The 18,437-nt window shown below is 71.0% G+C and carries 19 protein-coding genes; 11 read left to right on the plus strand and 8 right to left on the minus strand.

The annotated features are described in order from the left end of the window. Positions 1-67 precede the first annotated feature (67 nt). Complete coding sequence (locus L0P92_RS09410) at positions 68-355, plus strand: metal-sensitive transcriptional regulator (protein WP_234762066.1); 288 nt, start codon at positions 68-70, stop codon at positions 353-355. Between the two features lie 36 nt (positions 356-391). On the opposite strand, the gene L0P92_RS09415 is transcribed toward L0P92_RS09410, so the two are convergent. Together L0P92_RS09415 and L0P92_RS09420 are read right to left on the minus strand one after the other, a co-directional pair. Further along, positions 392-1,141 (minus strand): sulfite exporter TauE/SafE family protein, encoded by a 750-nt coding sequence (locus tag L0P92_RS09415; protein WP_234762067.1) that lies wholly within the window; start codon positions 1,139-1,141, stop codon positions 392-394. Beyond that, a complete protein-coding gene (locus L0P92_RS09420; RefSeq protein WP_234762068.1) occupies positions 1,138-2,817 on the minus strand; it encodes a rhodanese-like domain-containing protein in 1,680 nt (559 codons plus the stop codon). Before L0P92_RS09420 ends, L0P92_RS09415 begins: the two co-directional genes overlap by 4 nt. Before the next feature lie 211 nt (positions 2,818-3,028). Here L0P92_RS09420 and L0P92_RS09425 point away from each other — a divergent pair, with 211 nt between their 5' ends. The 3 genes from L0P92_RS09425 (at position 3,029) to L0P92_RS09435 (ending at position 5,770) form a co-directional block, all read left to right on the plus strand. Continuing rightward, positions 3,029-4,117: an S-(hydroxymethyl)mycothiol dehydrogenase gene (locus L0P92_RS09425; protein ID WP_234762069.1), complete on the plus strand. Its 1,089-nt coding sequence runs from the start codon at positions 3,029-3,031 to the stop codon at positions 4,115-4,117. Continuing rightward, positions 4,117-4,746, plus strand: a complete 630-nt coding sequence (locus L0P92_RS09430) for an MBL fold metallo-hydrolase (RefSeq protein WP_234762070.1) — start codon at positions 4,117-4,119, stop codon at positions 4,744-4,746. Before L0P92_RS09425 ends, L0P92_RS09430 begins: the two co-directional genes overlap by 1 nt. Positions 4,747-4,855: 109 nt before the next feature. Continuing rightward, positions 4,856-5,770 (plus strand): SDR family oxidoreductase, encoded by a 915-nt coding sequence (locus L0P92_RS09435; protein ID WP_234762071.1) that lies wholly within the window; start codon positions 4,856-4,858, stop codon positions 5,768-5,770. Here L0P92_RS09435 and L0P92_RS09440 read toward each other — a convergent pair. Then, positions 5,761-6,207 carry a hypothetical protein gene (locus L0P92_RS09440; RefSeq protein WP_234762072.1) on the minus strand — a complete coding sequence of 149 codons (447 nt, stop codon included), beginning with the start codon at positions 6,205-6,207 and terminating at the stop codon, positions 5,761-5,763. The genes L0P92_RS09435 and L0P92_RS09440 overlap by 10 nt on opposite strands. 50 nt (positions 6,208-6,257) lie before the next feature. Here L0P92_RS09440 and L0P92_RS09445 point away from each other — a divergent pair, with 50 nt between their 5' ends. After that, positions 6,258-7,055, plus strand: a complete 798-nt coding sequence (locus tag L0P92_RS09445) for an SDR family NAD(P)-dependent oxidoreductase (RefSeq protein ID WP_234762073.1) — start codon at positions 6,258-6,260, stop codon at positions 7,053-7,055. A gap of 117 nt (positions 7,056-7,172) precedes the next feature. Continuing rightward, complete coding sequence (locus tag L0P92_RS09450) at positions 7,173-7,874, plus strand: L,D-transpeptidase family protein (protein ID WP_234762074.1); 702 nt, start codon at positions 7,173-7,175, stop codon at positions 7,872-7,874. Positions 7,875-7,917: 43 nt separating this feature from the next. Here L0P92_RS09450 and L0P92_RS09455 read toward each other — a convergent pair whose 3' ends face one another. The 4 genes from L0P92_RS09455 to L0P92_RS09470 are packed head-to-tail and all read right to left on the minus strand — an operon-like array spanning position 7,918 to position 12,399. Beyond that, on the minus strand, positions 7,918-9,120 hold the full coding sequence (locus L0P92_RS09455) for a Gfo/Idh/MocA family protein (RefSeq protein WP_234762075.1): 1,203 nt from the start codon (positions 9,118-9,120) through the stop codon (positions 7,918-7,920). A 14-nt stretch (positions 9,121-9,134) separates the two neighbouring features. Further along, positions 9,135-10,478 (minus strand): ABC transporter substrate-binding protein, encoded by a 1,344-nt coding sequence (locus tag L0P92_RS09460; RefSeq protein ID WP_234762076.1) that lies wholly within the window; start codon positions 10,476-10,478, stop codon positions 9,135-9,137. A gap of 10 nt (positions 10,479-10,488) precedes the next feature. Continuing rightward, positions 10,489-11,415 (minus strand): carbohydrate ABC transporter permease, encoded by a 927-nt coding sequence (locus tag L0P92_RS09465; RefSeq protein WP_234762077.1) that lies wholly within the window; start codon positions 11,413-11,415, stop codon positions 10,489-10,491. A gap of 18 nt (positions 11,416-11,433) precedes the next feature. After that, positions 11,434-12,399 carry a carbohydrate ABC transporter permease gene (locus L0P92_RS09470; RefSeq protein WP_234762078.1) on the minus strand — a complete coding sequence of 322 codons (966 nt, stop codon included), beginning with the start codon at positions 12,397-12,399 and terminating at the stop codon, positions 11,434-11,436. Between the two features lie 168 nt (positions 12,400-12,567). Here L0P92_RS09470 and L0P92_RS09475 point away from each other — a divergent pair, with 168 nt between their 5' ends. Next, positions 12,568-13,728, plus strand: coding sequence for an ROK family transcriptional regulator (locus L0P92_RS09475; RefSeq protein WP_234762079.1), 1,161 nt, complete (start codon positions 12,568-12,570; stop codon positions 13,726-13,728). 100 nt (positions 13,729-13,828) lie between these two features. Next, entirely contained in the window at positions 13,829-14,014 is a 186-nt protein-coding gene (locus L0P92_RS09480; RefSeq protein ID WP_062720469.1) for a hypothetical protein, read from the plus strand. A gap of 43 nt (positions 14,015-14,057) precedes the next feature. Here the strand turns inward: L0P92_RS09480 and L0P92_RS09485 are convergent, their stop codons facing one another. Beyond that, complete coding sequence (locus tag L0P92_RS09485; RefSeq protein WP_234762080.1) at positions 14,058-15,428, minus strand: S1 family peptidase; 1,371 nt, start codon at positions 15,426-15,428, stop codon at positions 14,058-14,060. Positions 15,429-15,605: 177 nt separating this feature from the next. Between L0P92_RS09485 and L0P92_RS09490 the strand changes: the two genes are divergently transcribed. From L0P92_RS09490 to L0P92_RS09500, 3 genes are all read left to right on the plus strand, one after another. Then, positions 15,606-16,784 (plus strand): MalY/PatB family protein, encoded by a 1,179-nt coding sequence (locus L0P92_RS09490; protein WP_234762081.1) that lies wholly within the window; start codon positions 15,606-15,608, stop codon positions 16,782-16,784. 57 nt (positions 16,785-16,841) lie between these two features. Further along, positions 16,842-17,249: a PPOX class F420-dependent oxidoreductase gene (locus L0P92_RS09495; protein ID WP_234762082.1), complete on the plus strand. Its 408-nt coding sequence runs from the start codon at positions 16,842-16,844 to the stop codon at positions 17,247-17,249. Positions 17,250-17,416: 167 nt separating this feature from the next. Further along, positions 17,417-18,437: serine/threonine-protein kinase (locus L0P92_RS09500; RefSeq protein ID WP_234762083.1), on the plus strand; the 1,021-nt coding region annotated here is incomplete at its 3' end.

An 18,437-nucleotide genomic window follows, 5' to 3' on the forward strand; every position in this document is an offset into this window, starting at 1 on the left:
GGATCCTTTCCGGAGTGGAGGTAAAATACCCCCAAGGGTATGTAGCGGGGTACGCAGGGGAGTGATCGTGGAGTTGCAGTTCGAGGGCGACGACCTCAAGTCGGTGCTGAACCGGCTGCGTCGGGCGCAGGGGCAGATCTCCGGAGTGATCAAGATGATCGAGGAGGGCCGCGACTGCGAGGACGTCGTCACTCAGCTCGCCGCCGCCTCCCGCGCCCTGGACCGGGCCGGCTTCGCGATCATCGCGACCGGGTTGCAGCAGTGCCTCACCGACGTCGACCAGGGCCGGCGCGACGGCGAGACGACGGCGCAGATGAAGGCACGGCTGGAGAAGCTGTTCCTGTCGCTCGCGTAGGGAGCCCGCACCGGGCGTCCCGTGTGCTCCCGGCCCTCATACGACGGCGTCGGCCAGCATGAACAGGGCCACCGCCAGCAGGACGTAGGCGAAGATCCGCTGAAGCGTGCCGCCGGAGACCTTCCCGGCGAGCCGCTTGCCGTCCCACGCCCCGAGCACCGCGGCCGCGGCGAACGGCCCGACCGCTGCCCAGTCGACGCTCACGGCCGAGCCGGCCCGGGCCGTGAGCGCCACCAGCGAGTTGACGGTGATCACCAGCAGACTGGTGCCGACGGCGGCCCGCATCCGCAGTCCCACCACGCTCACCAGCGCCGGTACGGCCAGGAACCCGCCGCCCACGCCCAGTACCCCGGTCACGGCACCGAGCCCTGCCCCGGCCCGGACGACCCGACCTGGACGTACGGGCACGTCCTCGTGCCGTACGGCGGCCGAAGGGCGGAGCATGCGCAGCGCGGCGACGGCGGCGGTCACCGCGAACGCCCCGGTGAGCACCGCCGCGGGCAGCCGCCCGGACACCGCTCCGCCGACCGCCGCCGGCAGCAGCCCCGCCGCCGCGAACAGCGCCCCGGCACGCCAGCGCACCGTGCCCGCACGGGCGTGCGCGCCCAGCGCGGTGAGGGAGGTGACGGCGACGACGACCAGACTCGCGGTGGCCGCAGCGGCGGGCGTGAAGCCGAGCAGGTACATCAGCGCCGGCACGGCCAGCACACTGCCGCCGCCGCCCAGCGCGCCGAGCGAGAGCCCCGTGACGCCACCGGCGAACAGGCCCAGGACGAGCGCGCTCACGCGGGGTCACTGGGGGTGGTACAGGACTCGGTCACCACCGGGAGCCCCGCCTGGGCCCAGGCCCGCATGCCGCCGATGACGTCCACCACGTCGGTGCCGCGCGCCGTGAGCAGCGCCGCCGCCTCCCGGGAGCGCTTGCCGGAGCGGCAGATCGCGACGACCGGGCGGCCCTGCGCGGTCCGCGGCAGCGTCTCACCGGCCGTCAGCGCGGAGAGCGGCGCGAGCACCGCGCCGGGCGCGTGCCCCGTGGCCCATTCGTCGGGCTCGCGGACGTCCACGAGGACGGCGTCGGCGTCCGCCCGTGCCCGGGCCTCGGCCGGGGTGACGCGGGCCATCGGGAGACCGGCGTCGTGCGCCGCGGCGAACCCGTCGTCGACGGCGACCACGTCACGTCCCGCCGCGTCCAGCAGCGAGGCGGCGATGGCCGCCCGCATCCCGCCGGCGCAGTGCACCCACACGGTGCCCTCCGGTATCTCCGCGAGCCGGTCGCGCAGTTGGTGCACCGGTATGTGCACCGAACCCCTGATGTGCCCGTCGGCGCGCTCGGAGTCCCGCCGCACGTCCAGGATCACCACGCCGTCCCGCGCGGCCAGTTCGGCGAAGGTGCCGCGTGGGAAGGAACGGGGCCGCTCGCCCGGGCGTGTCCAGTCGGCGGGGGAGCCGGTCGCCGCGGCGGCCGGCCGGTCGATGCCGACGCGGACGAGTTCCCGCTGGGCGGCGGCCAGCTGGGCCGGTGTCTCGGCGAGCAGGGTGACGGGCTTGCCCCACGGCAGCAGCCAGGCCAGATACGTCGCGAGCTGCCCCTCCGCCTCGAAGTTCAGCGACCCGGCGACATGCCCCTCCGCGAACGCCACCCGGTGGCGCAGATCCACCACCCACTCCCCGGCGGCCAGCCGCGCCGCGATCTCCTCGGCGTCGGCCGGTAGGGGCGGCGTGAGGTCCACGGGTGCCGGGCCCTCGGCGTTCACCGGGCCCATGTGGGTGTAGTACGCCGGGATGCCGTCGAGGCCGGCGAGCAGGTCGGCGACGAACGCGTCGACGTCCTTCACCAGGGCCTCGTTGACGGCCCGCTCACGTCCGATCGTCGTCGTCGCCCGGCCCGCCGCCTGCGTCGCGGAGCAGAAGCTGCCGAAGCCGTGCGTCGGCAGGACCGCCGTCTCGTCCGGCAGCTCGGCGGCCAGCCGGTGCGCGGAGTCGTACTGGGCCCGCGCCAGGTGATCCGTCAGCCGGGGTTCGACCAGGTCGGGCCGCCCCACCGTGCCGATCAGCAGCGAACCACCGGTGAAGGCGGCCACCGCCTGTCCCGCCTCCTCCAGCACGTACGAGGTGTGGTGCGGGGTGTGCCCGGGCGTGGCCAGGGCGCGCAGCACCAGGCCGTCGTCGATCTGAGCACGGTCCCCGTCCACGACCGGCACCCGCTCGTAGCCGACCCGCGCCCCGGCCGGCACGAGATAGGCGGCCCCGGTGAGACGGGCGAGCTCCAGGCCGCCGGTCACGTAGTCGTTGTGCACATGGGTCTCCACGACCCGCGTGATCCGCACGCCCCGCAGCGCGGCGGCCGTGATCACCCGGTCGATGTCCCTGGGCGGGTCGACCACCACGGCGCTGTGCGCACCGCCCGCCAGATAGCCGCGGTTGCCCAGCCCCGGCACGTCGATGGTGTCGACGAAGTACACGGCAGCACTCCTCTCCTGGTGAAGCCTGTGAGCTCCCCGGATCCGAAATTACCCCCGGGGGTATATTCACCACAGTAGCAGGGTACCCCCGGGGGTATTTTTCAAAGGTGGCCGGAAGCAGATGTGAAGGTCGTCGCCTCGTGCCTTTACCGATCAGTCACGTCTAGGGTCGGAAGAGGACGGAGAGCCGCCGAGGGAAGGGTTCAGCACCATGGCGCAGGAAGTACGGGGCGTGATCGCACCGGGCAAGGACGAGGCCGTGCGCGTGGAGACGATCGTCGTGCCGGACCCGGGGCCGGGCGAGGCCGTCGTACAGATCCAGGCCTGTGGGGTCTGCCACACCGACCTGCACTACAAGCAGGGCGGCATCAGCGACGACTTCCCCTTCCTGCTGGGGCACGAGGCGGCCGGCGTGGTCGAGTCCGTCGGCACCGGTGTCACGGACGTCGCGCCCGGTGACTTCGTGATCCTCAACTGGCGTGCGGTGTGCGGAAACTGCCGGGCCTGTCTGCGCGGGCGGCCCTGGTACTGCTTCGACACCCACAACGCGAAGCAGAAGATGACCCTGGCCGCCACCGGCCAGGAACTCTCACCCGCACTCGGTATCGGCGCCTTCGCGGAGAAGACGCTGGTCGCGGCCGGACAGTGCACCAAGGTCGACCCGGCGGTCACCCCGCAGGTGGCCGGGCTGCTGGGCTGCGGCGTGATGGCCGGCATCGGCGCCGCCATCAACACCGGGAACGTCGGCCGCGGCGACACGGTCGCGGTGATCGGCTGCGGCGGCGTCGGCGACGCGGCCATCGCCGGATCGAACCTGGCCGGAGCGGCGCGGATCATCGCCGTGGACATCGACGACCGCAAGCTGGACAAGGCCCGCACCATGGGCGCCACCCACACCGTCAACTCCCGTGAGACCGACCCCGTCGAGGCGATCCGCGAGCTGACCGGCGGTTTCGGCGCGGACGTGGTGATCGAGGCCGTGGGCCGCCCGGAGACGTACCAGCAGGCCTTCTACGCCCGCGACCTCGCCGGCACCGTCGTCCTCGTCGGCGTGCCCACCCCGCAGATGAAACTGGAGCTGCCGCTGCTGGACGTCTTCGGCCGCGGCGGCGCTCTGAAGTCCTCCTGGTACGGCGACTGCCTGCCCTCCCGGGACTTCCCGATGCTGATCGACCTGCATCTGCAGGGCCGCCTGGACCTGGAGGCCTTCGTGACCGAGACCATCCAGCTCGACGAGGTGGAGAAGGCGTTCGAGCGCATGCACCACGGCGACGTCCTGCGCTCGGTGGTGATGCTCTGATGGCCACCCGCATCGAACGCCTCGTCACCTCCGGGCAGTTCACCCTCGACGGCGGCACCTGGGACGTCGACAACAACGTGTGGCTCGTCGGCGACGACCACGAGGTCGTCGTCATCGACGCCGCCCATGACGCCGACGCCATCGCCGAGGCCGTCGGCGACCGGCGCCTGACCGCGATCGTGTGCACCCACGCCCACAACGACCACATCGACGCGGCCCCCGCCCTGGCCGACCGCACCGGCGCCACGATCTGGCTCCACCCCGACGACCTGCCCCTGTGGAAGCAGACCCACCCGGACCGCGACCCCGACGCCCATCTCGTGGACGGCCAGATCATCGAGGCCGCGGGCGCCGACCTCACCGTCCTGCACACCCCGGGCCACGCCCCCGGCGCGGTCTGCCTGCACGACCCGGGCCTCGGCGTCGTCTTCACCGGCGACACCCTCTTCCAGGGCGGCCCCGGCGCCACCGGCCGCTCCTACTCCCACTTCCCGACGATCATCGACTCCATCCGCACCCGCCTCCTCACCCTCCCGCCCGACACCAAGGCCCTCACCGGCCACGGCGACCCGACCACCATCGGCGCCGAGGCACCCCACCTCCAGGAGTGGCTCGACCGCGGCCACTGAGGCCGCCCGGGTGACCCGTCGGCGGGATCGGTAAAAGGCGACAGAAGATGTCCGGCTTACCCGGCACCCTCTAGAACGACAGCGCTCGCAGAGGGTCGGGAGGCCGGACATGTCACAGCCGCTCAGGAACAAGGTCGCACTCGTCGCCGGGGCGACACGGGGAGCCGGACGCGGCATCGCCACGGAACTCGGCGCGGCCGGGGCCACCGTCTATGTGACGGGACGCAGCACGCGCGCCCGCCGCTCGGAGTACGACCGCCCCGAGACGATCGAGGACACCGCCGACCTGGTCACCGAGGCGGGCGGCCACGGCATCGCCGTGCCCACCGACCACCTCGACCCGGCCCAGGTCCGCACCCTCGTCGACCGCATCGCCGACGAACAGGGCCGTCTGGACGTCCTCGTCAACGACGTCTGGGGCGGCGAGAAGCTGTTCGCCTGGGACAGCCCCGTCTGGGAGCACGACCTCGACAAGGGCCTACGGCTGCTCCGGCTCGCCGTCGAGACCCACGCCATCACCAGCCACCACGCCCTGCCCCTGCTCCTGCGCCGGCCGGGCGGACTGGTCGTCGAGATGACCGACGGCACGGCGGACTACAACAGCGTCAACTACCGGAACTCCTTCTTCTACGACCTCGCCAAGGCATCCGTCCTGCGCATGGCCTTCGCCCTCGGCCATGAACTCGGACCGCGCGGCGCGACCGCCGTCGCCCTGACGCCCGGCTGGCTGCGCTCGGAGATGATGCTCGACGGGTTCGGGGTACGCGAGGACAACTGGCGCGACGCCCTCGAACGCGTCCCGCACTTCGCCATCTCCGAGACCCCGCGCTACGTGGGCCGCGCCGTCGCCGCCCTCGCCGCCGACCCCGACGTGGCCCGCTGGAACGGCGAGTCCCTCTCCAGCGGGCAGCTCGCACAGGTCTACGGCTTCACGGACCTCGACGGCAGCCGCCCCGACGCCTGGCGCTACCTCGTCGAGGTCCAGGACGCGGGGAAGCCGGCCGACACCACGGGCTACCGCTGAGGCGGCACCGGGTCGGCGGGGCGGATCGGCCAGCGCGCGGAGTGGCCGGGCGGCAGGCCCAGGTCGTCGCGTACGGCGGTGTAGTAGGCGTCGCGTCCGGCGCGCTGGCGTTCCAGCAGGGCCTGCCAGGCCTGGGGATCCTCCCTGCTGTCGCGCACGAACCGCTCCATCTCCAGCGCCGTCAGGACCCAGGCCCGTGCCTTGTCCACCACAGCGGGGCTGCCCAGCATGATCAGCGCCTCACCCGCAGGGTCCCGGCCTGTCGTCGCGTCGGCCAGCAGCGGCTTGGCGTCTTCGAGGGTCAGCCGCTCCTCCCAACGCGCCGCCTGCTCCCGCCGGAACCTCGCCTGATCGCCCCGCACGACCACCACATACGAACCGAGCGCGCCGATCACGACGCCGATGAGTGCGGGGAGTTGCTGAATGAACACGGACATGGACGCACGCTATCTGCCCGGATGATCGTTCCGGCACTACGGTTCGGTCCATGACGGACACAGCGCGCTTCGCGGAGTACGGAGTCCTGATCACCGGTGCGGCCCGCGGCATCGGCGCCGCCACCGCACGCCGGTTCGCGCAGGAGGGGGCCCGCGTCCTGGTGACCGACCGAGACGGCCCCGAGGCCCAGCGGACCGCGGCGGGGCTCCGGGGGCACGGGCTCGCGGCGGAGGCGCTGGCCTGCGACGTCGCCGACCGCGACTCCGTCGAGGCGGCCGTCGCCCATGCCGTCGACACCTTCGGCTCCCTCGACGTCCTGGTCAACAGCGCCGCCTCCTGCACACCCGACACCCCGCTCTTCGAGGACGGCCCCGACGAGGCATGGGCCCGCGACCTCGACATCACCCTCACCGGCACCTACCGCTGCTGCCGCGCCGCCCTTCCGCACCTGGCCGCCACCGGCCACGGCGCCATCGTCAACATCGGCTCCGTCAACGGCCTCCAGGACTTCGGCAACCACGCCTACAGCGCCGCCAAGGCCGGCCTCGGCTCCCTCACCCGCACCCTCGCCGGGCACGCCGCCGCCCGCGGAGTCCGCGTGAACCTGGTGACGCCGGGCACGGTCCGCACCTCGGCCTGGGAGGGGCGGGAGGCGGAGCTCGACGCGATCCGTCCGCTGTACCCGCTGGGCCGGGTCGGTGAGCCCGAGGACATCGCGGCAGCGGTCGCCTTCCTGGCCTCCCGCGACGCGTCCTGGATCACCGGCACCACCCTCACCGTCGACGGCGGCCTCACCGCGGTCCACACCGGCTTCCGGGCAGCGGTCCGGCGCTCCGGCGAAAATTGATCACTCGGGCGAAATTTCACCGTTCGGTCACAGCCCGGCGACGGCCACAACCGATCCCCGCACACACGGGTCTACCTGGCAGAAGTCCACAGGACCACGCAAGGGAGAGGCCCGGCCATGGGGGACATACGCAGACGGCGCGCCGTCGCACTCGGCATCACGTCAGGACTCGTCGCACCGCTCGCGCTGACGCTCGGCGCCGCACCGGCGCAGGCGGCGCCGAGCTGTACGACCCAGACCGGGCCGTACCAGAAGAAGGTCGAGAAGTTCCTCGGCCGGCCCGTCGACGGCAAGCAGTCAAGCGCCGACTGCAAGGCCATCCAGGCCTTCCAGACCAAGCACGGCATCACCCCGAACGCCGGCTACGCGGGCCCGGTGACCTGGGGTGTGATGGACCTGATGCTGAAGCAGAAGGCCGTCGGCAAGAACCCCAACAAGGACGGCAAGTGCCCCGTCAACAAGGGCCGCATCGCCTGTGTGAACCTCACCCTCCAGCTGAGCTGGATCCAGGACGGCAAGAAGCTGGTCTACGGCCCGGTCCCGGTCCGCACCGGCCGCAACGGCTACGAGACGCGCACCGGTCTGAAGAAGATCTACTTCCGGAACATCGACCACGTGTCGAGCATCTACCACGTGCCGATGCCGTACTCCCAGTTCTTCGACGGCGGCCAGGCCTTCCACTCGGTCGGCGTCAGCATGTGGAACCCGCCGGGCTCGCACGGCTGCGTCAACATGACCAAGACCGACGCCAAGAAGTACTGGTCGCTGCTGAAGAACGGCGACGACGTCTACGTGTACGGCCGCAAGCCGGGCACCTGAGTCAGGACAGGCACCCTGCTCGCGGGTCGAGGTCGGGGAGACGTCACGCCTCGGGCGCGTCCCCGAAGTCCGGGATCTCCAGCCTGACCCCGCCCTGCCGCGCCGACTCGTGCGCGACGATGCCCGGCAGGGTGTAGCGGGCCGCCACCCACGCGTTCACGGACGGCAGGGTGCGGCTGTTGACCGCGGTCACGAAGTCGTCCACCAGGAAGTGGTGGCTGCCCTCGTGACCGTTGTGCAGGTTGTCGAACTCCCGGGGCAGCCGGGCCCGGTCGTGCACCGGCGCCGAGCCCGAGGTGAAGGCGGCCCGCAGATCGGGAGCGATGTGCTGGAGCGAGGGGTCGTCCGGGGACAGGGTCGGCTTGGGCTCCAGCAGCTCGCTGATGTCCTTGACGCCCTTCTTGTCCTGCCACAGGGCGACCGTGGCGAGCTGCTCCATGCTCGCCTCGGTGCCGAAGAAGCGGAAGCGTGACTCCCGTATGTGGGACGGGTAACCCACCCGCCGGAACTCGTTCGTACGGAACGAACCGCCGCCCGCGACCTCGAACAACGCCGTCGCGTTGGACACGTCGTTGCCGAACTGGCTGACGGACTTGTCGAAGACGCCGTCGCCGCGGTCGTCCACGACGCCGATCGCCGACACGCTCACCGCGTGCGTCCGCCACGCCCCCAGCACCCCGCCGACCGCGTGGGTCGGGTAGAGCAGCGGGGGATAGCTGGCGGTCGCCTTCCAGTTCTCGCCGCCGCTGTACTGGTACGCCTCGTAGAACCCCAGGTCCATGTCGTGGACGTAGTCGCCCTCGGCGTAGAACAGCCGCCCGAAGGCGCCCTCGGCGATCTGGTTGCGGGCGTGCACCGTCGCCGGGTTGTACTCGCTCGTCTCGCCCATCATGTAGGTCAGACCGGTCGCCTTGACCGTGTCGATGATCGCCGCGATCTCCTCCGTGGTGATCGCCATGGGGACCGCGGAGTAGACGTGCTTGCCGGCGTTCAGGCCCTGGACCACCAGCGGGCCGTGCGTCCAGCGCTGGGTGAAGATCGCGACCGCGTCGACGGCCTTCGACTCCAGCATCGCCTCGTACGAGGGGAAGGTGCCGGCCAGTCCCTGTGCGTCGGCGAGCTGCTCGGCCCGCTCGGGCAGCAGATCGGTGACGTACACGTCGCTGACACCGGGGTGGGCCTGGAACAGCGTGGCGAACTGGCCGGAGAACTGGCCGGCGCCGACGATGCCGAGGGAGAACGTCATGAAGTGTGTGCCTTTCACTGGCCGAGGATGAGGTTGATCTGGTCGTTGGTCTCGTCGAGGCTGCTCACGGGCTTTCCGTTGCCGTAGATGTCCTCCATCGCGGGCGCCATGAGCGCCGTCATGTCCGCGGAGTAGCCGGCGATCGGGTACGAGAAGGTCCTGAAGCGCTTCTTGTCGGCCACGGGTTCGGTGAACGCCGAGACGTCTAGGCCCTTCTTGTCGTACGCGGCGACCGCGGCCCTGGTCCCGGCCGGGGTGGCGGGGAAGACGACGCCGTACCTGCCGACGACGGTCTGGCACTCGTCGGAGGCCAGATAGGCCACCCACTTGCGGGCGCCCTCCTTGTTCTTGGAGGCCTTGGTGATCGAGTCGGCGAGACCGTTCATCATGGTGGCCCGTTTGCCGGTCGGGCCGACCGGTGTGAGCGCGGTCTTCATGTCCAGGCCCTTGAAGCCCGCGTAGGTGGAGATCATCCAGGCGCCGTCGAACGCGGCGGCGGCCTTCCCTGCGGCGACCTGGGTGTTGGCCTGGTTGGACTGGACGTTGTAGTCGGACAGCGGGGGCATGTAGCCCTTCTTCGCCAGGCCGAAGTACCACTGGATGACGGACTGGAAGGTCTTGCTGTCGTACTGGTACTTCGTGCCCCAGCGCGGCTTGTCCAGATAGCTCCACCCGGCGGAGGCCGCGAAGTTGCTCCACTGCGTCTGGCCGTCGCCGAAGCCGCCGCCGTTGCTGGCGAGGCCGTACACCTTGACGTTGTTCTTGTCGAAGCCGGGCTCGTCGCCGCGCCTGCCGTTGCGGTCGATCGTCAGATGGGCGACGGCCTTTTCGAAGGTGCCGCCGTCCTTCGGGTTCCACGCCAGGTTGTTCAGCTGATCGGCGGTCAGCCCGGCGTCCTTGGCCATCTTCTCGTTGTAGAAGAAGGCGACGGTGTCCCAGTCCTTGGGGGCGCCGTACCGGTGGCCGTCCTGGCCGATCCAGTTGGCGGCGAGCCCCGGCTGGTAGTCGGAGTCCTCGATGCCGAGGTCGTCGAGGGGCTCGAGGACCTTCAGGTCGGCGAACTGGCCGAAGTACTGGATGTGGTCGGTGAACACGTCCGGCTGGGTGCCCGCGATGAAGCCGGCCGTCAGCTTGGTCCAGTAGTCGCTCCAGCCCAACTGGGTGATCTTGACCTTGAGTCCGGGGTTCTCCTTCTCGAACCCCTTGGCGCAGGCCTGGTAGGCGGGCAGCTGGTTGGCGTCCCACAGCCAGTACGTCACCGTGTTCGCGGACGATCCGGCGGCGCCGCCGTTCGCGCAGCCGCTCACCAGGGACAGCGCCAGCGCTCCGGCGAGCGCGGTCAGCGTACGAAGTCGCATGCTCGTTCCCTCACTTGATCCCGGTGAAGCCGATGGAGCTGACGATGCGGCGGGCGAAGCACGCGAACAGCACCAGCATCGGCAGCGCGGCGATCAGCGTCGCCGCCATGAGCCCCGACCAGTCGACGCCGGTCGCCGGGGTCTGCGCCCGGAAGACCGCCAGCGCCACGGTCAGCACGCGCGAGCTGTCGCTGTAGGAGACCATCAGCGGCCAGAAGTAGTCGTTCCAGGCGGTGATGTACGTCAGTACGCCCAGCGTGATGATCGGCGTGGACGCCATCGGCAGCACGACCCGGAAGAAGATCCTGACCTTCCCGGCGCCGTCGAGGAGGGCGGCCTCCTCGACCTCGCCGGGGATGTTCATGAAGAACTGCCGCAGGAAGAACACCGCGAACGGCGTCATGAACAGACTGGGCAGCGCGATGCCCAGGAGCGTGTCCACCAGGTGGAGTTGCTTGATGAGCACGAAGTTGGGCAGCAGCGTGAAGATGGTCGGCACCATCAGCCCGGCCAGGAAGAGACCGAACACCGTGTCGCGGCCGCGCCAGCGCAGCCGGGAGAAGGCGTACGCGGCCATCGCGGAGAAGAAGATCTGGCAGCCGGTGATCAGGGTCGAGACGATCACCGAGTTGAGCAGATAGCGCCAGAAGTCGAGCCCGCCACCCGCACCGCCCTGTGCGACCGCGTCCTCGGCCGACTGCAGACCGAGTGCCCGCTGGAAGCCGGTGCCGGTGAGATCGACGGGGAGCGGATCGGTGGGGTCGGCGCTCAGACCGGCGTTGGTGGAGAGCGCGGTGCGCAGGATCCAGTAGAACGGCAGCAGGGTGATGAGGACGATGAGTCCCATCACGGCCCAGGCGGCGGCCCGCCCGAGGGAGAACCTGCGCCTGACCGGCCGTACGGGGGTCGCGGTCGTGGTCGTTGTCACGGCAGCCATGTCGGTGTCTCCCTTCCGTCAGCCGAGGTCGGTCTGGCCGGCCCGGGTGAGCCGGTACTGCAGGACGGTGATCGCGCTGAGCACGATCAGCAGGGCGACGGACATCGCCGAGGCGTAGCCGAACTGGAAGCGGCCGAAGGCGGAACCGTAGATGTAGTACTGGAGCACGTTCGTCGCGTTCGCCGGACCGCCCGCGGTCGTCACGGCGACCGTGTCGAACACCTGGAACGAACCGATCACCGTCATGATCAGAACGACCGCGAGGACCGGACGCAGCAACGGCATCGTGATCCGCCAGAACATGCGCCATTCGCTCGCGCCGTCCACCTTCGCCGCCTCGTACATGTCGTTCGGGATCGCCTGAAGACCGGCGAAGAGCAGCAGGGCGGTGTATCCGACGTGCCGCCAGACGTTGATCAGGGCGATGGTGGGGATCGCCCAGGTCTCGTCGGCGAGGAACGGAATGCGGTCTGCGCCGACGGCGCTGATGATCTCGTTGCCGATGCCGAGCTGGGTGTCGAGGATCCACAGCCAGACCAGGCCGGCCACGACGTTCGACATCAGGTACGGGGTGAGCACGATGCCCCGCAGCAGCGCCGACTGGGTCAGCCGCTGGAGCAGGACGGCGATGGCGAGCGCCGCGACCGTCTGGACGCCGATGTTGATGAAGACGTACTCGACGGTGACCGTCAGCGAGTTCCAGAAGATCGGGTCGTTGACCATGCGGACGTAGTTGTCGAACCCCACCCACTCCGCCGGGGTGAGCAGGTTGAACCGGGTGAAGCTCAGATAGATGCCCCGCAGCGTCGGCCAGAGCAGGAAGACCAGGAAGCCCAGCAGCGCCGGAGCGATGAACACCGCGGCGAGCCGGCCGTCCCCCTGGTTCTCGCGGGAGCGGGCCCGCCGCGTCCTCGACTTGGTCCCGGCCCCCTGCGCGCCGCCCAGGGGCAGACGCGACGGAGGGCTGCTGGAGGCGATGGTCATCGGGAGACTCCCTCGTCTGCGGCGGCTCGTCCTCGGCCACTTACTTTTGCGGCGAAAGAATCCAGCCGTCAAGGGGTGCGCGAGCATCTTCTTCAGGCGGGACGGGCAGCCCTAGAATGGTCATGTTGGTTCCATGAAGAAAAAAAATCATGTGGGAGTCTGACGACCATGACCCCAGTAGCGGCCAGCTGGCTTCCGCTCAGCCCCGGTGAACGCTCGGTGGCGATCGAGGTGCTCCTCGGTGGCCCCCTGTCCCGCACCGAACTCGCCCGGCGCCTCGACCTGTCCGCGGGCAGCCTCACCCGGCTGACCAAACCGCTGATCGAGTCGGGTCTCCTGGTCGAGGTCCCCGAGGCGGGGGTCCCGGCGGAGGCGCGTCAGGGCCGCCCCTCCCAGCCGCTGGACGTCGTCGCCGAATCCCGCTCCTTCATCGGCTTCAAGGTCACCGAGGACATGGTCTACGGCGTCGTGACCACCCTCAGAAGCGAGATCGTCGCCCGCTACGACCGCCCGCTCCCCAGCCGTGAACCCGCAGCGGTCGTGGAGACGCTGGGGGAGATGACCGACACGCTCGCCGCCGCTCACCCGCGGCTCGCCGGTATCGGCATCGGCGTGGGCGGCCTGGTCGAGGACCGGTCCGTGGTCGGGGAGTCACCCTTCCTGGAGTGGCGTGACGTACCTCTCGCCGAACTGGTCGAGGAGCGCACCGGGTTGCCGGTCGTCGTCGAGAACGACGTCGCCGCCCTCGTCGAGGCGGAGACCTGGTTCGGCGCCGGCCGCGGCCTGGAGCGCTTCGTCGTCCTCACCATCGGCGCCGGCATCGGCTACGGGCTGGTCCTGGGCGGCAAGCGGGTGCCCTATGCCGAGGAGGACCGCGGCTTCGGCCGCCACTGGATCGTCGACCCCAACGGCCCGCTCACCCCCGACGGTGCGCGCGGCAGCGCGGTCTCCCTGCTGACCATCCCCAACATCCGCTACCAGGTCCAGGCCGCCACCGGCCGGGAGCGGACGTACGAGGAGATCCTCGGTCTCGCCGCGGCGGGCGAGCCGATGCCGGCCCGGGTCATCGAGGAGGCCGCCCGGGCGCTGGGCACCCTCGTCGCCCAGATCGGCAACTTCGTGCTGCCGCAGAAGATCCTTCTCGCCGGCGAGGGGGTCGGCCTCATGGACGTCGCCGGGAAGACCGTGACGGAGACCATCCGCGCCCAGCGGCATCCGCTGGCCGCTCCGATCGACCTGGAGACCAAGGTGTCCGACTTTCACGACTGGGCACGTGGAGCCGCGGTTCTCGCGATCCAGGTGCTGGTGCTCGGGGCGACGGACGCCTGAACTCCGCGATCTCCCTTGACAGATGGACGTGATCAGTAACACGGTCCGTTATGCCCGTATTGTGCGACCTTACTCACAGCGCCTTCACCTGCGGAGCCGTATGCTTCACAGCATGTCCACCACTGTTGAATTCGCCTCCGAGCGATCGGCTGACGAGGTCAACGAGGAGATCCGGGCGCTGTGGCGCCGGTCGGGCGGGACACTGAGTGTCGAGCAGCGCGAGGAGTACCAGCGCCTCGTCCTGGAGTGGGCCGCAGCCGCCCCCCAGCCGGCGAAGGCGGCCTGAGCGCCCGCCTCGGCGCCACCCCTCCCGAGCACCCTCGACCCCGTCACCCCCAGGTCGCCGAGTAATACCGTCGATACGCCTTGCGGTCCTGTTCCGCGCGGATGAACCGCGTCGCCACCAGCGCGACCAGGCTGCCCGCGATGACCAGCAGACCCGGGCCGATGTTCTTCGGGTCCGCCAGCCGGGACAGCAGCGTCACCGCGTCCGCGCCGCTCACCGGGGCCGACGAACCGGGCGAGGCGTCACCGGGCGAGACCGCGCCCTGCGGGGCCGACGCGGACGGCGCCGGCGAGGCGCCCTGACCCGAACCGTTCTGCGCCGCCACGAGCAGCTTCACATCCAGCGCGGCCAGCGCCTTGGTCACCGGCTGGAAGAACGTCGTACCCCCCGCGTCGCAGTCGCCGCTGCCCCCCGACGTCACACCGAGGGCGACGCCCTCGGAGAACATCGGGCCGCCGCTGTCGCCGGGTTCGGCGCACACGTTGGTCTCGATGAGCCCCGTGACCGTGCCCTCCGGGTAGTTGACCGTGGCGTTGAGCGCCGTCACCTCGCCGTCCCGCAGCCCGCTCGTGCTGCCGCTGCGGAACACCCGCTGCCCGACCGCGGGATCGGCCGCACCGGTGATCCGTACGCCCTTGCCCTCGCCGATCGACACCACGTCCGCACCGGCGCCCGCATCCCCGCTCGCGTACTGGACCAGCGAGTAGTCGGCGCCGGGGAAGTTCTGCTTGATCGTCTGACCGATCTGCTGGGTGCCCCGGTTGTCGGCGAACCACACGGAACCGTCGGGCCCGCAGTGCCCCGCGGTGAGAATGAAGTCACGCTGCCCGTCGGTGACGTTGAAACCGGCCGAGCAGCGCCCGGCGGTCGACAGCAGCGGCAGCGCGCCGTTCAGCCGCGTCGTGAACGTGCCCTCGGTGCGCTCCATGCGCACAAAGCCGCCGATGCCGTCCGCGACCTCGGTCATCCGCGACCAGTCGGCGGCCGACACGGTGCTGTCACCCCGTACGACCACCTGGTTGGACCGGTAGTCCATCACCCACGCCGTACCGGCCACCCGGGGCGCCGAACGCAGCGTCGACGTCGCCGACTTCAGCTCGTCCATGCTGTGGTCGACCATCTTCGCCTCGGCACCGGCCTCGCGTACCTCGGCGGCCGCCTCCTCGTCGGTGACCGCGACGACCGGCTTGCCGTCGGCATTGATCCAGCTGCCCGCCGTACGGGAAGCGCCAAGACGTGCGACCAGGTCGCCGCCGGTGCCGGCGGCCGAGGCGGCGTAGGTGCGTGGGACGGACGAGGCGTCGGGGGGTTCGCTCGCCACCGCGCGGGTGACCATCGTTCCTCCGAGGAGGAGTCCGCCGACGGCCGCCAGCCGTGTCACTCGCCGGACGAGACGTCGTCGTGCGTGCCTCATGCAGGGCTCCCGAACCAGTACAGCGCGGCGTCAACGCCGCGGGGCCCTCCCGTAGTTGAGCACCCTCTCTCCATACGTGGCCCGGCCCGCCCCCGTTCACCGCACGGCTGATCATTCCCGCGCCGCCGCCCCCACCAGCGGTTCCCGCCCACCGCACGGCCGCCTATCTTGTGCCCCATGACCAGGATCCCGCACCTGACGTCCGGCGAACCGAATCCCCTGCACGCGCTCACCCTCGACCGTCTGCGTTGTCGTACGAGCATGAAGTGGCGCACCCACCCCGACGACGTGCTGCCGATGTGGGTGGCCGAGATGGACGTCCCGCTTGCCGAACCCGTCGTCCGCGCGCTCACCGAGGCCCTCACCCTCGGCGACACCGGATACCCGGCGGGCACCGGCTACGCCGAGGCGCTCGCCGGGTTCGCCGAGAAGCGGTGGGGCTGGGACGGGCTCGCGGTCGAACGGACGGCGATCGTGCCCGACGTGATGCTCGGTGTGGTCGAAATGCTCAAACTGGTCACCGGACCGGGCGATCCGGTCGTGGTGAACTCACCCGTCTACCCGCCGTTCTACCAGTTCGTCGAGCACATGGACCGACAGGTGGTCGAAGCGCCCCTCGCCGCCGATCTTCGCATCGACCTCGACCTGCTGGACGCCACGTTCCGGCAGGCGACCGCGGGCGGCAGGCGCGCCGCCTTCCTGCTGTGCAGCCCCCACAACCCGACCGGCACCGTGCACACCGCCGACGAACTGGCCGCCGTCGCAGCCCTCGCCGACCGCCACGGCGTCCGCGTCGTCGCCGACGAGATCCACGCCCCGCTCACCGCGACCGACGCCGACTTCGTGCCCTATCTGACCGTCCCGGGCGGCGAGAGCGGGCTGTCCCTGATGTCGGCGTCCAAGGCCTGGAACCTGGCCGGCCTCAAGGCGGCCCTGGCCATCGCGGGCCCCGCGGCCACCGCCGACCTGGCCCGGCTGCCCGAGGAGGTCAGCCACGGGCCCAGCCACCTCGGCGTCATCGCCCACAGCGCCGCCCTGCGCGACGGCACCGCCTGGCTCGACGCCCTGCTCACCGGCCTCGACGACAACCGGCGCCTCCTCGCCGACCTGCTCGCCGAGCACCTCCCCGCGATCACCTACCGCCCCGGCGACGCCACCTACCTCGCCTGGCTCGACTGCCGCGCCCTCGACCTCGGCGACGACCCGGCGGACGTCTTCCTGCGGCGCGGCCGGGTCGCCCTCAACTCCGGCATCCCGTTCGGCACCGGAGGAGCCGGGCACGTACGGCTGAACCTCGCGACCTCGCCCGAGCTGATCACGGAGGGCGTACGGCGGATGGCGGCGGCCCTCGACTGAACCGCGCGGTGGGGGTGCCCCGAGGTGTCCCCACCGCCGCTGCCTACACTTCCGGCCATGGACGATTCGTCGCCGACGACGCAGGGGCCGCTGGAGTCCCTCGGCGCGGGCAAGTACCTGCTCATCACCAGCTACCGCAAGAACGGCACCGGCGTACCCACCCCGGTCTGGGTGGTCCGCGACGGCGACGCGCTCGGCGTGTGGACCGTCGCCGACTCCTGGAAGGTCAAGCGCATCCGCGCCCGCGGCGACGTTCTCGTCGGCCCCTGCGACCTGCGCGGAAGGCCGACCGGCGACCAGATCCCGGCCACCGCCGAGATCTGCGACGCGCCGACCAGCGCCCGCTACCGCCGGCTCATCGCCCGCAAGTACGGCCTCACCGGCCGCCTCACCCTCCTCGGCAGCCGACTGCGCCGGGGCGCCGACGGCACGGTCGGGATCCGTGTGACGCTCACGGCCGGCTGACGCCCCTCAGCCCACAGCCGCGGTGAGGCGTCCGGTTCCGCGAACCTGTCAGCCGTTTCGGGAGGGTTCCCGACCGGGTCGGGTGAGCATGGCCGGCGGGGGCGCCCCGCGTACGGCGCGCTCCAGGCGTCACGGACGCCCGACGCGCACGGAAGGGGCGAGAGCTGGTGGCTGGGGAGCGGATCATCGCCGGGCGGTACCTGCTGCGGAAGCGGCTGGGTTCCGGGGGCGGCGGCAGCGTGTGGCTGGCCGCGGACGACAAGCTCCGGGCCCAGGTCGCGGTCAAGGAGATCGACGTACCGGACGAGCCGGACGGACGACTCGGCGACGCGGCCGACCGGGGCCGCAACGAGGCGCTGAAGGCGGCGCAACTGCGCGAGCACCCGAACGTGATCACCGTCTACGACGTCGTGGAGCACGACGACCGCCCGTGGATCGTCATGGAGTACCTGCCGGGCACCCGCGACCTGCTCGCCGTGATCAAGGAACGCGGTCCGCTGTCGAGCGAGGAGACCGCCCGCATCGGAGCGGCCGCCCTCGACGGCCTCCGCGCCGGGCACCGGCTGGGCATCGTCCACCGCGACGTGAAACCCTCCAACATCCTGCTGGCACCCGACCATTCGGGCCACGCCGACGGCAGGGTCCTGCTCACCGACTACGGCATCTCGCTGCGCCCCCGCGAGACCCGGATCACCCAGAGCGGCATGGTCGTCGGCACCCCGGGCTATGTGGCGCCCGAGCGATTGTCCGGCGGTGAGGCGACCGCTGCGTCCGACCTGTTCTCGCTCGGCGTCACCCTCTACCTCGCCGTCGAGGGCACCGCCCCCTTCGAACGCGACACGCTCGACGCCAGCCTTCTGGTGGCGCTGAACACGGAACCCTCCGTACCGGAACGCGCGAGCGCCCCGCTCACCCGCGCCATCATGGGACTGCTGACGAAGGATCCGCTCAAGCGGATGGAGGCGGACCGAGCGGCCGAACTGCTCGCCGAGGCCGCGGCGGACAGTGCTTCTGACGCCTCGTCCGCCCCCGCCACCCCGCCCCGCCCCGCGGGCGAGCGCATTATCGGCCCCGCCGCCCGCCGCCCCCCCGGGCCGCACCACCCGGCCGCCCACGACTCCCACGACGAGGCCCAGTACGGCGATCACGATGTGCCCTTCTCGGTTTTCTCGGTGTTCGGCTGTGCGG

It is taken from the genome of Streptomyces muensis (assembly GCF_021474425.1).
Lineage (GTDB): Bacteria > Actinomycetota > Actinomycetes > Streptomycetales > Streptomycetaceae > Streptomyces > Streptomyces muensis.

Excerpts from the sequence above, each read along its gene's own strand:
- L0P92_RS09430 (WP_234762070.1), top strand. The coding sequence starts at position 4,117 with ATGGCCACCCGCATCGAACGCCTCGTCACCTCCGGGCAGTTCACCCTC.
- L0P92_RS09460 (WP_234762076.1), bottom strand. The coding sequence starts at position 10,478 with ATGCGACTTCGTACGCTGACCGCGCTCGCCGGAGCGCTGGCGCTGTCC.
- L0P92_RS09470 (WP_234762078.1), bottom strand. The coding sequence starts at position 12,399 with ATGACCATCGCCTCCAGCAGCCCTCCGTCGCGTCTGCCCCTGGGCGGC.
- L0P92_RS09480 (WP_062720469.1), top strand. The coding sequence starts at position 13,829 with ATGCTTCACAGCATGTCCACCACTGTTGAATTCGCCTCCGAGCGATCG.
- L0P92_RS09485 (WP_234762080.1), bottom strand. The coding sequence starts at position 15,428 with ATGAGGCACGCACGACGACGTCTCGTCCGGCGAGTGACACGGCTGGCG.
- L0P92_RS09490 (WP_234762081.1), top strand. The coding sequence starts at position 15,606 with ATGACCAGGATCCCGCACCTGACGTCCGGCGAACCGAATCCCCTGCAC.
- L0P92_RS09450 (WP_234762074.1), top strand. The coding sequence starts at position 7,173 with ATGGGGGACATACGCAGACGGCGCGCCGTCGCACTCGGCATCACGTCA.
- L0P92_RS09440 (WP_234762072.1), bottom strand. The coding sequence starts at position 6,207 with ATGTCCGTGTTCATTCAGCAACTCCCCGCACTCATCGGCGTCGTGATC.
- L0P92_RS09465 (WP_234762077.1), bottom strand. The coding sequence starts at position 11,415 with ATGGCTGCCGTGACAACGACCACGACCGCGACCCCCGTACGGCCGGTC.
- L0P92_RS09455 (WP_234762075.1), bottom strand. The coding sequence starts at position 9,120 with ATGACGTTCTCCCTCGGCATCGTCGGCGCCGGCCAGTTCTCCGGCCAG.
- L0P92_RS09435 (WP_234762071.1), top strand. The coding sequence starts at position 4,856 with ATGTCACAGCCGCTCAGGAACAAGGTCGCACTCGTCGCCGGGGCGACA.
- L0P92_RS09445 (WP_234762073.1), top strand. The coding sequence starts at position 6,258 with ATGACGGACACAGCGCGCTTCGCGGAGTACGGAGTCCTGATCACCGGT.
- L0P92_RS09475 (WP_234762079.1), top strand. The coding sequence starts at position 12,568 with ATGACCCCAGTAGCGGCCAGCTGGCTTCCGCTCAGCCCCGGTGAACGC.
- L0P92_RS09495 (WP_234762082.1), top strand. The coding sequence starts at position 16,842 with ATGGACGATTCGTCGCCGACGACGCAGGGGCCGCTGGAGTCCCTCGGC.
- L0P92_RS09425 (WP_234762069.1), top strand. The coding sequence starts at position 3,029 with ATGGCGCAGGAAGTACGGGGCGTGATCGCACCGGGCAAGGACGAGGCC.